Source organism: Bradyrhizobium sp. UFLA05-112 (assembly GCF_053572325.1).
The window spans coordinates 125,026-137,497 of record NZ_JBANBK010000006.1; the positions used below are offsets into that span (position 1 = coordinate 125,026).

Here is a 12,472-nt window from a genome sequence, read left to right on the forward strand (position 1 = left end):
AAGCAGAGCGCAGATCCGGGACGACACTGTGAGCGCGGATACGCCCTTGGCCACAATGACCATCAAGTTGCGGCCGCCGGCTTCTTCCCGCGCCCGTCGGCGAGGTTGCGCACGATCATGTAGAAGATCGGGGTGAAGACCAGGCCGAACAGCGTGACGCCGAGCATGCCGAAGAACACGGCGACACCGACGGCCTGGCGCATCTCCGAGCCCGAGCCGGTCGAGACCACAAGTGGCAGCACGCCGAGGATGAAGGCGAAGGACGTCATCAGGATCGGCCGCAGGCGCAGGCGGCAGGCTTCGATCACGGCTTCCAGCCGCGGTTTGCCCTCGAGCTCGATGTCGCGGGCGAACTCGACGATCAGGATGGCGTTTTTGGCGGCAAGCCCCACCAGCACGACGAAGCCGATTTGCGTGAGGATATTGACGTCCTGCCCCATGATGCGCACGCCGATGGTGGCAGCGAGCAAACACATCGGCACGATCAGGATCACCGCGAACGGCAAGGTCCAGCTGCCGTACTGCGCGGCGAGGACGAGATAGACGAACAGCACGCAGATCGGGAACACATAGAGGCCGGCATTGCCGCCGGTGACCTGCTGGTAGGACAGGTCCGTCCATTCGAAGGAGAAGCCGCTCGGCAAGGTGTCGTCCGCGAGCTTCTTGATGGCGTTGAGCGCGGTGGTCGAGCTCGTGCCCGGCGCCGGCTCGCCCTGCAATTCGGAGGCCGCGTAGAGATTGTAGCGTGCAACGCGGTCGGGGCCCGAGACGTCGCGGAAATCGACGACGCTGCCGAGCATCACCATATCGCCGGACGCATTGCGCGTGCGCAGCCGCGCGAGATCGCTGGTCTCTTTCCGGAACGGCTGGTCGGCTTGCGCGGTGACGTGATAGGTGCGGCCGAACAGATTGAAGTCGTTGACATAGGTCGATCCGAAATAGGTCTGGATCGTATCGTTGATGTTGGCGATGGGAACGCCGAGCTTCTGCGCCTTGGTGCGGTCGATGTCGACGAAGACCTGGGGTGTGTTCGCGGTGAAGGGCGAGAACACCGAAGTGAGCTCCGGCGTCTTGCGTGCGGCAGCCACGAGCTCGTCGGTCGCTGCCGCAAGCAATTCCGGCCCGCGGCCTTGGCGATCCTGGATGCGGATGGTGAAGCCGCCGCCGGTGCCGATGCCAGGCACGGCCGGCGGCGGAATGACGATGATGAACGCGCCCTCGATTCTCGACAGCCGCTTGCGCAGCTCGGCGGTGATGGCGTTCGCGGACAGACCCTTCTTCAGACGCACCTCCGGCTCGTCGAACACCGGAAACAGCGCTGCAGCGTTGCCGGCCTGCGTGCGCGTGGCGCCCGAGAAGCCGGCAAAGGCGGCGACGCGGATGATGCCCGGCGTATCCAGCGCGATGCGCTCGATCTCGCGCACGACCTCGGTGGTGCGCGCCAGCGACGCCGCGCCCGGCAATTGCACGGAGACGATGACATAGCCGCGATCCTGCGCCGGGATGAAACCTTGCGGCGTGGTCGCGATCAGCCAGCCGGCGCTGCCGATCAGGCCCACGTAAATCAGCAGCATCACCACCGAATGCCGGATCACGAAGTTGGCGACGCTGGCATAGCCGTGCGACAACCGCTCGAACGCGCGGTTGAAGACGCCGGTGAACGCGTCCCAGCCGCGCGCGATGAAATTCCAGCGCGCCGGCGGCCGCTTCTCTTCGTGAGGCACCAGGATCTGCGAGGCCAGCGCCGGCGACAGCGTCAGCGAGCAGAAGCAGGAGATTGCGGTCGCGACCGCGATGGTGACGGCGAATTGCTGGAAGAACTGTCCTGAGATGCCGCCCAGGAACGCCGTCGGCACGAACACCGCGCACAGCACGAGCGCGATCGACACCAACGCGCCGCCGACCTCCTCCATGGTCTTGAGCGCGGCGTCGCGCCGGCTCATGCCGTGCTCGAGATGGCGCTCGACGTTCTCGACCACCACGATGGCGTCGTCGACGACGATGCCGACGGCGAGCACGAGGCCGAACAGCGTGAGATTGTTGATGGAGAAGCCGAGTGCCGCCATCACCGCGAAGGTGCCGACCAGCGAGACCGGGATCGCGATGATCGGAATGATCGCGGGCCGCCAGCCCTGCAGGAAGACCAGCACCACGATGACCACGAGCAGCATGGCTTCGTAGATGGTCTTGATCAGCTCGTGGACGGATTGCGCGATGAACTCGGTCGGGTTGTAGCCGATGTTGTAGTCGAGGCCCTTCGGGAAGCTCGCCTTGAGCCGGACCATGGTGTCGGAGATGTTCTTCGCCGTCGCGAGCGCGTTCGATCCTGGTCTCTGGGTGACCAACATCGCGACCGCCGATTTGCGCAGCAGGAAGCTGTTGGTGGTGTAGGACAGCGCGCCGAGCTCGATGCGGGCGACGTCGCGCAGGCGCACCGTGCGGCCGTCGGAGCCGGCCTTGATCAGGATGTCCTCGAACTGCCTCTGGTCCTTCAGGCGGCCGGTGAAGGTCAGGTTCGGCTGGAAGGCGCGGTCCGCGATCGGTGGCTCGGCGATCTGGCCGCCCGCGATCTGCACATTCTGCGACCGGATCGCGGCCAGCACTTCGGTCGAGGTCAGGCCGAGATTGGCGATGCGATCGGGATCAAGCCACAGCCGCATCGAATAGTCGCGCGCGCCAAAAATCTGGATGTCGCCGACACCGTCGAGCCGCAGCAGCTGGTCGCGGACCTGGAGCAGCGCGTAGTTGGAGATGTAGAGCTGGTCGAAGGTGTCGTCGGGCGACAGCATGAACACGACCATCAGGATGTCGGGCGAGTTCTTGCGCGTCGTGACGCCGTTGCGCTGGACTTCCTCAGGCAAACGCGGCTGCGCGATCGCGACGCGGTTCTGCACCAGCACCTGGGCCTTGTCGAGATCGGTGCCGAGCTTGAAGGTGACGGTGATGGTGAGCTGACCGTTCGAGGTCGCCTGGCTGTAGAGATACAGCATGTCCTCGACGCCGTTGATCTCCTGCTCGATGGGAGCGGCAACCGTGTCGGACACGGTCTGCGCGGACGCGCCGGGATATTGCGTGGTCACCACAACCGTCGGCGGCACCACCTGCGGATATTCGGAGACCGGCAGCGTGGTGTAGGCGAGCGCGCCGACGATCAGCAGCACGATCGACAGCACCATCGCCAGGATGGGCTGGTTGATGGAGAGGCGGCCGAGATTCATGACTTGCCACCCGCTGGCGCTTGGGCTTGATGCGGATTGACCTTGGCGCCGACGCGCGCACGCTGAATGCCGTCGACGATCACGCGGTCGTCGGCCTTCAGCCCTTCGCGGATGACGCGCAGCCCCTCATCGAGCGGACCGAGCGTCACAGGGCGCGCCTCGACGGTATCGTCCGGCTTGACCACGAAGACGATCTTGCGGGACTGATCGGTCGCGACCGCGACGTCCGGAATCAGCAGCGCCTCGTAGGGCGCGCTCCCGATCAGCCGCACACGGCCGAACTGCCCCGGCAGGATCGAAAGATCGGTGTTCTGGATGACGGCGCGGCTGCGCAGCGTTCCGGTGGAGACATCGAGGCGGTTGTCGAGGAAGTTGATCGTGCCGTCATGCGACGGCTTGGTCTCGCCGGCCAACGTCACCTGCACCGGGTTCGGCGTATCGCGCGAGCTTGGGCGCTTGCCTTCGAACCAGAGCTTGCTGTTCTTGATGTAGGTCGCCTCGTCCATGTCGAAATAGATGTAGATCGGATCGAGCGACACGATCGAGGTCAGCAGTGTCGACGTGCCGGTGTCGCTGCCCTGGACGAGATTGCCGGGGCTGACGAGGTGGCGGCTGACGCGGCCGGTGAGCGGCGCAGCCACATGGGTGAACTCGATATTGAGCTTGGCGGCCTTCAGTGCGCCTTCGGCCTGCATCTCGGCGGCGTGCGCGGCCTGCAAGGCCTGACGGCGCTGGTCGACGACTTGTTCGGAGACGGCGCTGGTCTGGACCAGGTTCAGGCCGCGATCGAGCTCCCGCTTGGCAAGCTCCACCTTGGCGCGCGCGTCCGAAAGCTGACCGTCAGCCTGCTCGGCAGCCGCCTCGAACGGACGCGAGTCGATCACATAAAGAAGATCGCCGGCGTGAACGATCGCACCGTCCTGGAATTCGACCGAGGTGACGAAGCCGCCGACCCGCGGGCGTACCTGTACCTCCTCCACCGCCTCGAAGCGGCCGGTGAATTCTTCCCAATCGGTGACGGTGCGTTTGACCGGCTGAGCGATGGTGACGGAGGGCGCCGGCGGAGCTGCCGCCTGCGAGGCCGGCTTGTCACAGCCGACGAGGAGGCCAGCAGCCGTGAGCGCGAGCGCCGCCAGGAAAGAACGCGGCGCGCATCGCCGTCGGACTGAATGCTGCCTCGGGTTCGGCTCGCTCATGTCTTGCCCCCTTCCTTGGTGGCTGCGCCGGCAAACAGGGTACTTACTTACCCGCAGGGGGCACAAGATGGGTTTCAATGATGAACTCTTCAAGACGGACGACAAGGCAATCCTGGGCGGTGTGCCCTAGCCGGATGGCGGGTTGTGCGGACACAGTCGGTCGTGCAGGCGGCGATTAGGTGGCCGAACCCGGATAGATTGTTCACCGGGCTCGTGAACGGCAGGACGTTTTCGTTTTTCCCCGCTTGCCCAACTGTGCTGGGTGGGCAAAGCGTCCGCCTTTGCCCTACGGCATCTCTCTGCACCAGCGTCTTCGCGCATGACGCGCGGGGCAAGCTCGGCTAGATTATTCCAAACAGAAAAGACGAATTGTCCGGGAGGACAGGCGTGCACCAAGGGCGTGTCGTTTTCGGCGCGATCGAGGAGGTCGTGTTCGGCCATCCGGCCGCAGGCGCGATTCTGGCGCAGATGGACCGCCTGGGCTCGAACCGCGCCTTCCTCATGGTCTCCGGCACGCTCAATCGGCAGACCGACGAAATCCAAACGATCAGAGAAGCACTGGGCGCACGCTGTGCGGGCGTATTCGACGCCATGCAAGCGCACACGCCGCGCGAGGCGGTGATCGCGGCCGCCAACATGGCGCGAGACGTGAAGGCGGACCTGATCGTCACCGTCGGTGGCGGATCGATCACCGACGGCGCCAAGGCGGTGCAACTCTGCCTTGCCAACGACATCGACAGCACCGATGGCATCGAGCGCATCCGCGTTCGCAAGGGCGTCGTGCCCGAGATGAATGCGCCGAGCGTCCGCCAGATCAGCGTGCCGACGACGATCGCCGGCGGCGAGTTCAGCTCCATCGCGGGGGTCACCGACCGCAGCACCCATGTGAAGCAGATGCTGCGCCATCCGCTGATGGTGCCGCGCGCGACGATCCTCGATCCCGCCATCACCGTGCATACGCCGGAATGGCTGTTCCTCTCGACCGGCATCCGTGCTGTCGACCATTGCGTCGAGGCGATCTGCTCGCGCGAGACGCACCCTTATGCCGACGCACAATCGGTAAAGGGGCTTGCGATGCTCGCCGATGCGTTGCCGCGGGTGAAGGCCAACCCTTCAGATCTCGACGCGCGGATGGATGCGCAGATCGGCACCTGGCTGTCGATGGGCGCGCTCGCCGCCGGCGTTCCCATGGGCGCGAGCCACGGCATCGGTTACGTGCTGGGCGCGGCCTTCGACGTGCCGCATGGCTACACTTCCTGCGTCATGCTGCCGGCAGTGATGCGCTGGAACGCGCCCGATAATGCCGAGCGCCAGGCGATCGTCGCCGCCGCCATGGGCTTTCCCGGTAAAGATGCCGCCGACGTGCTGGGTGCCTTCATCCGCTCGCTGGGCATGCCGCGCAGCCTCGCCGATGTGCGCGTATCGCCCGAGCATTTCGATGGCATCGCCGAGCAGGCGATGCGCACCCCCTGGGTGCCGCGCAACCCACGCAAGATTGATACGCCAGCGCAAGTGCGCGAAATCCTGCTTCTCGCCGCATGACGCAACCTCGGAGGATCGATGTACACAGGTACGCATGCCCGTCGGCGCCCGCTGCAGTCCGCCTTCATCATGGCCGGCACGGGCGAGACCGTCACCTATCGCGAGCTCGACGCGCGCAGCAACCGCTTGGCGCATCTGTTTCGCGAGCAGGGCTTGAAGCGGCTCGACCACTATTCGATCTTCATGGAGAACAATTCGCGCTATCTCGAAGCCTGCGGCGCGGGCGAGCGGTCCGGGCTCTACTATACGTGCGTCAACTCGTTCCTCACGCCGAGCGAGCTCGCCTACATCCTGACCAACAGCCAGTCGCGTATCCTGATCACCTCGGTGGCCAAGCTCGACATCGCGCGCGAAGCGCTGAAGGAATGTCCAAAGGTCGAGCTCTGCGTCGTCGCCGATGGACCCGGTGAGAGCGACCGCATCGTCGGGCTGGAGCAGGCAACGGCAGGCCTGCCGAAGACGCCGATCGCCGATGAATGGCTGGGCACGGCTATGCTGTATTCGTCAGGCACGACGGGACGGCCGAAGGGCATCTTGCGGCCGCTGGCGGAGGAGCCGCCGCGGCACAATATGCCACTGTTCGAATTCCTCACGAAACTTTGGCACTACCGCGAGGGCATGATCTATCTGTCGCCGGCGCCGCTCTATCACTCCGCGCCGCAGGCCGCGGTCAATCTGACGATCCGCATGGGCGGCACCGTGATCATCATGGAGAGTTTTGATCCCGAGCGTTACCTCGAGCTCGTGGAGAAATGGGGCGTCACCCACACCCAGCTCGTGCCGACGATGTTCTCGCGCATGCTGAAGCTGCCGGAGGAGGTGCGCGCCCGCCACGACCTGTCCTCTCTCGAGATAGCGATCCATGCTGCCGCGCCCTGCCCGGCGCTGGTGAAGGACGACATCATCAAATGGTGGGGGCCGATCATTCATGAATATTACGGCGCGACCGAAGGGCTCGGCTTCACCGCCTGCAACACTGAAGAGTGGCTCGCCCATCGCGGCACCGTCGGCAAGGTGCTCTTTGGCGACCTGCATATTCTCGACGAGACCATGAAGGAGTGTCCGACGGGCACGGCCGGCACGGTGTGGTTCAAGACGGCCTCGGCCTTTGAATATTTCAACGATCCCGAGAAAACAAAGGAAGCGCGCTCGGCCGATGGCAGCATGAGCACGGTCGGCGACGTCGGCTATGTCGATGCGGACCGCTTCCTCTACCTCACCGACCGCGCCACCTTCATGATCATCTCGGGCGGGGTGAACATCTATCCGCAGGAATGCGAGAATTTGCTGATCACGCACCCGAAGGTCGCCGACGCCGCGGTGTTCGGCGTGCCCAACAGCGATCTCGGCGAAGAAGTGAAGGCAGTGGTGCAGCCGATGCCGGGCGTGGTGCCGGGGCCGGCGCTCGCCGAGGAGCTGATCGTGTTCTGTGCCAAATCACTGTCGCGGCAAAAGGTGCCGCGCTCGGTCGACTTCGAAAAGGAATTGCCGCGCCTGCCGACCGGAAAACTCTACAAGCGCCTGCTACGGGATCGCTATTGGGGGAACAAGACGTCCAGGATCGTGTGAGGCGTTCTTGCGCGGCATGGATGGGGAAAGTGCGCGCCACACATTCTGTGTTGTCCCGGCGAAGGCCGGGACGACGACTGAATTTGTCGGTACGCCCTACCCCAACATCTGCGTATCGCCGCAGATCGAGATCGCCTGGCCGGAGATGGTGCGACCGCGGGGGCTTGCCATCAACAGGATCTGGTCCGCGATCTGCTCCGGCGTGACGTAGTCCTTGATCGAGGTATAGGAGAACGCGATGCGCTCCATCTGGGCGTAGGAGATGCCACGCTGCTGCGCCTTCGCTTCCAGCACCCGGCGCTGGCGGTCGCCGGCGACGAGACCGGGCAGAATGGCGTTGACGCGGATCTTGTCGGGGCCGAGCTCGATCGCCAGCGACTTGGTGAGGCCGATGACGCCCCACTTCGCCGCCGCATAAGGCGTGCGCATGGCGAAGCCGACCTTTCCGGCAGCGGACGAGATGTTGACGATCGAGGCGTTCTCGCTCTCGCGGAGCAGCGGCACCGCGAGCCGCGTGCAGTTGAACTGGCCGGTAAGGCAGACCTCGACGCAGCGGTCCCAGTCCTCCGGATTCATCTCCTCGACCTTCGCGGTCGGGCCGGCGATGCCGGCGTTGTTGACGAGCACATCCAGCCCACCGAGCGCGCGGACCGCCTCGTCGAACATCGTCTTCACCGCGGCGCGATCAGCGACGTCGCATTGCGAGCGCGTAATTGCGATATCGCTGTTCGCAAGCGCGGCAAGCGCCATCTCGTCGACATCGCAGACATGCACCTTTGCGCCTTCGGCGAGGAAGCGGCGGGCGATTGCAAGCCCTATGCCGCCCGCTCCCGCGGTCACCAGTACGCGCAACCCCTTGATGTCGAGATCCATGATGGCTCCGATCGTGTCTTGATGCTAAGCGTGACGGTAGATCACAGCCGCCTCGGAGTTGCAAACCCATGGTTAGCAAGGTATCGGCCCGCAAAGTCATCATCACCTGCGCCGTCACCGGCGCGATCCACACGCCGTCGATGTCCGCTGCCCTGCCTGTGACGCCGCAGGAGATCGCGGACGCCGCGGTGGAAGCCGCCGAAGCCGGTGCAGCGATCGTGCACCTGCACGCGCGCAACCCCGAAACCGGTCAGCCGGATCAATCGCCGGAGGCCTTTGCGCCGTTCCTCAAGATCATCAAGCAGCGTTCCAACGCCGTGATCAACCTCACCACCGGCGGCTCGCCAACAATGACGGTGGACGAGCGCGTGCGGCCTGCCGCGGTCTACAAGCCGGAAGTGGCCTCGCTGAACATGGGCTCGATGAATTTCGGCTTCTTCGGCATGCTCAACCGCTTCAAGACCTTCAAGCATGATTGGGAACGCAAGCATGTCGAGAACAAGGACATCGTGTTTCGCAACACCTTCCAGGACATTGAGTTCGTGCTGAGGACGCTGTCCGAGACCGGAACCCGTTTCGAGTTCGAATGCTACGACACCGCGCATCTCTATAATCTCCAGTACTTCCTCGATCAGGGCCTGGTGAAGCCACCGCTGTTCATTCAGACCGTATTCGGCCTGCAGGGCGGCATCGGCCCGCATCCCGAGGACGTGCTGCACATGAAACGCACCGCGGAGCGACTGTTCGGCGACAAGTTCATCTGGTCGGTGCTGGGCGCCGGACGGCATCAGCTTCCGATCGCGGCGATGGCCGCCGCCATGGGCGGCAATATCCGCGTCGGCCTGGAAGACTCGCTCTGGGCCGCGCCCGGCCGCATGGCCTCTTCCAATGCCGAGCAGGTGCGCCTTGCCTGCAAGATCATCGAGGGCCTCGGCCTCGAGGTCGCCAGCTCCGACGAGGCGCGCGAGATGCTGCATTTGAAGGGTGGCGACACGTTGCAGGTGTAGTCCGCAACTCTCTGGATTTTGATTTCGCTGGGATGTTGTCGCCCGTCGTCGCCGCGACCGCGGTCCTGTATGCTCAGCAGGCATTGACAGGAGCCCCCATGCTCGCCGCGTTTCTCTTCATTGCCGGCCTTCTTGCCATCTTGATCCTGTGCGGCCGCTGCACTGCGAAATTCGCGGCGGAGAAGGGACGCTCGCGGAGCGTCTGGTTCGTCCTGGGCGCCCTGTTCTTTCCGTTGCCCTCGATCGCACTGGCGCTGCTGCCATCCCGCGCGCAGGCGCAACGCTAAAGACGATCTGGTTCCAATCGAAATGACGACATCAGCCTCTCTCACATCGTGAGAGACTGCGGCATGCGGCTTTACGTCATCCGAATTGCCAAGGCCGCCGCCAGCCTTGGCCGTTGCCTGCCCTCGCGCGCATGGCTATCGTCGTGATCAAACAGGCCGCACAAGGCCTTGAGGCTCGAGGGAGAGAAGCATGCGGAGCGTGACGGCGCTCGCCGCGATGGCGGCGCTTTCGGTGCTGACGGTCTCAACCATCGCGTTGGCCGACGAGGGCAAGCAAGGCGGCATCCTGCGGATGTACCACCGCGACAGCCCCGCAAATGCTTCGATCCACGAAGGCGCGACCTATTCGGTCAACATTCCCTTCATGCCCGTCTTCAACAATCTCGTCATCTACAAGCAGGACGAGCCGCAGAACAGCATGGACGACATCGTCCCCGAGCTCGCCGAAAGCTGGGCCTGGGTCAATGACAACAAGACGCTGACCTTCAAGCTGCGCCAGGGCGTGAAATGGCACGACGGCAAGCCGTTCACCTCGGCCGACGTCAAATGCACCTTCGACATGCTGATGGGCAAGTCGCAGCAAAAGTTCCGGCAGAACCCGCGCAAGGCCTGGTACAACGAGGTCAATGACATCTCGACGAATGGCGATCTCGAGGTCTCGTTCAACCTGAAGCGGCCGCAGCCCTCGCTGCTGGCGCTGCTCGCCTCGGGCTACACGCCGGTTTATCCCTGCCACGTCACGCCCGGCGACATGCGCACGCATCCGATCGGCACCGGTCCCTTCAAGTTCGTCGAGTTCAAGGCCAATGAATCGATCAAGCTGACCCGCAATCCCGACTACTGGAAGAAGGGCCGGCCCTATCTCGACGGCATCGAGTTCACCATCATCCCGAACCGTTCGACCGCAATCCTCGCTTTCGTCGCCGGCAAGTTCGACATGACCTTCCCGACCGAGGTGACGATCCCGCTGGTGAAGGACGTCAAGTCGCAGGCGCCGAATGCGATCTGCGAGATCGCGTCGACCAATGTCGCGACCAACATCATCGTCAACTCCAGCGCGCCGCCGTTCGACAATAGCGACATCCGCCGCGCCATGGCGCTGGCGCTCGACCGCAAGGCGTTCATCTCGATCATGTTCGAGGGCCAGGGCGACATCGGCGGCACCATGCTGCCGCCGCCGAACGGCCTGTGGGGGATGCCCAAGGAGATGCTGGAGACCATTCCCGGCTACGGCCCGGACGTGAACGCCAACCGCGAGGAGGCGAAGAAGCTGATGCAAAAGGCCGGATATGGGCCGGATAAGCATCTCGCCGTGAAGGTTTCCACGCGCAACATTCCCGTCTATCGCGACCCCGCGGTGATCCTGATCGACCAGCTCAAGAGCATCTATATCGACGGTGAGCTCGACGTCGTGGAAACCGCGAACTGGTTCCCGAAGGTCGCGCGCAAGGACTACATGATCGGACTCAACCTCACCGGCAATGCGGTGGATGATCCCGACCAGTCCTTCTACGAGAACTATTCCTGCGGCTCCGAACGCAACTACACCAACTACTGCAACAAGGAGATCGAAAAACTGTTCGACGTGCAGTCGCAGGAGACCGACGCTGGCAAGCGCAAGAAGCTGGTTTGGGAGATCGACAAGAAGCTGCAGGAGGACGTCGCCCGCCCGATCATCTTCCACAGCCGCATGGGCACCTGCTGGCAGCCCTATGTCAAGGGTGTGACGATCATGACCAACTCGTCCTATAATGGCTACCGCTACGAGGATCTGTGGCTGGACAAGTAATGCGGCGGACGGGCAGCTGAGGGGCTCGGCAGGAGGCGTTGGGATGTTTGCCTATCTGGTGCGCCGCCTCTTCCTGATGCTCGTGACCCTGTTCGGGATCTCGATCGTCATCTTCTTCCTGCTGCGCATCGTGCCGGGCAACATCGTCGATATCCTGTTTGCGGCTGCCGGTTACGTCGATCCCGCAGACAAGGCCAATCTGGAAAAGGAGCTCGGCATCGATCAGCCGCTGGTGATGCAGTATCTGCATTGGATCGGCGGCTTTCTTCGCGGCGATTTTGGTTACTCCTATGTCTCGGAGAAGCCGGCGCTCCAGGAGATACTGCCACGGATTCCCATCACCGCGCGGCTTGCCGGGCTCGCATTGCTGTTCTCCGCCTCGATCGGCATTCCCTTGGGCGTCATCAGCGCGGTGAAGCAGGGAACAAAACTCGACTATGCGTTGCGTGTCGTCAGCCTCAGCGGGCTGTCGCTACCCTCGTTCTGGCTCGGGCTTTTGATCCTCACCGCGTCGGTCGCGATGTTCGGCCAGATGCCGATCTTCAATCCCAATCCGCAGACCTGGGTGGAGGCGTTTGCGACCTATGCGGTGCCGGCTGCCGCGGTCGGCTTCCGCAGCGCCGCGCTCACCATGCGCATCACGCGCTCCTCGATGCTGGAGGTGCTGCGGCAGGACTATATCCGCACCGCACGCGCCAAGGGTGCCTCCGATGCCGCCGTGAATTATCAGCATGCGCTGAAGAACGCGATGTTGCCCGTGATCACCGTGATCGGCATCGAAGCGGCCTTCCTGATCGGCGGCCTCATCGTGACCGAGACCGTGTTCAACATTCCCGGCGTCGCGCGCTTCCTGGTCGAGGCGATCCGCTGGCGGGATTATCCCATCGTGCAGAACCTCGTGATGTTCATCGCCGTCGTCGTGGTGTTCGCGAACTTCACCGTCGACATGCTGTACGCCGTGTTCGACCCGCGCATCCGGTATACGGACTAG

At 63.8% G+C, this 12,472-nt stretch carries 9 protein-coding genes; 6 read left to right on the forward strand and 3 right to left on the reverse strand.

The genetic code is table 11. The features are described 5' to 3' along the window. Positions 1-62: 62 nt before the first annotated feature. Positions 63-3,218, reverse strand: a complete 3,156-nt coding sequence (locus tag SO180_RS05555; RefSeq protein ID WP_449377811.1) for an efflux RND transporter permease subunit — start codon at positions 3,216-3,218, stop codon at positions 63-65. After that, a complete protein-coding gene (locus SO180_RS05560) occupies positions 3,215-4,414 on the reverse strand; it encodes an efflux RND transporter periplasmic adaptor subunit (RefSeq protein WP_449377812.1) in 1,200 nt (399 codons plus the stop codon). The genes SO180_RS05555 and SO180_RS05560 overlap by 4 nt, the downstream gene beginning before the upstream one ends. A 387-nt stretch (positions 4,415-4,801) precedes the next feature. Between SO180_RS05560 and SO180_RS05565 the strand changes: the two genes are divergently transcribed. Both SO180_RS05565 and SO180_RS05570 read left to right on the forward strand, forming a co-directional pair. Continuing rightward, a complete protein-coding gene (locus SO180_RS05565) occupies positions 4,802-5,956 on the forward strand; it encodes an iron-containing alcohol dehydrogenase (RefSeq protein ID WP_449377813.1) in 1,155 nt (384 codons plus the stop codon). Between the two features lie 18 nt (positions 5,957-5,974). Then, positions 5,975-7,525 carry an AMP-binding protein gene (locus SO180_RS05570; protein WP_449377814.1) on the forward strand — a complete coding sequence of 517 codons (1,551 nt, stop codon included), beginning with the start codon at positions 5,975-5,977 and terminating at the stop codon, positions 7,523-7,525. Between the two features lie 96 nt (positions 7,526-7,621). Here SO180_RS05570 and SO180_RS05575 read toward each other — a convergent pair whose 3' ends face one another. Next, positions 7,622-8,398, reverse strand: coding sequence for an SDR family oxidoreductase (locus tag SO180_RS05575; protein ID WP_449377815.1), 777 nt, complete (start codon positions 8,396-8,398; stop codon positions 7,622-7,624). A gap of 68 nt (positions 8,399-8,466) precedes the next feature. Here SO180_RS05575 and kce point away from each other — a divergent pair, with 68 nt between their 5' ends. The 4 genes from kce (at position 8,467) to SO180_RS05595 (ending at position 12,472) form a co-directional block, all read left to right on the forward strand. After that, positions 8,467-9,405 carry a 3,5-dioxohexanoate:acetyl-CoA acetone transferase gene (kce, locus tag SO180_RS05580; RefSeq protein WP_449377816.1) on the forward strand — a complete coding sequence of 313 codons (939 nt, stop codon included), beginning with the start codon at positions 8,467-8,469 and terminating at the stop codon, positions 9,403-9,405. 98 nt (positions 9,406-9,503) lie between these two features. After that, positions 9,504-9,692 carry a hypothetical protein gene (locus tag SO180_RS05585; protein ID WP_449377817.1) on the forward strand — a complete coding sequence of 63 codons (189 nt, stop codon included), beginning with the start codon at positions 9,504-9,506 and terminating at the stop codon, positions 9,690-9,692. A 190-nt stretch (positions 9,693-9,882) separates the two neighbouring features. Further along, entirely contained in the window at positions 9,883-11,481 is a 1,599-nt protein-coding gene (locus tag SO180_RS05590; RefSeq protein WP_449377818.1) for an ABC transporter substrate-binding protein, read from the forward strand. A gap of 43 nt (positions 11,482-11,524) precedes the next feature. Beyond that, positions 11,525-12,472: an ABC transporter permease gene (locus tag SO180_RS05595; protein WP_449377819.1), complete on the forward strand. Its 948-nt coding sequence runs from the start codon at positions 11,525-11,527 to the stop codon at positions 12,470-12,472.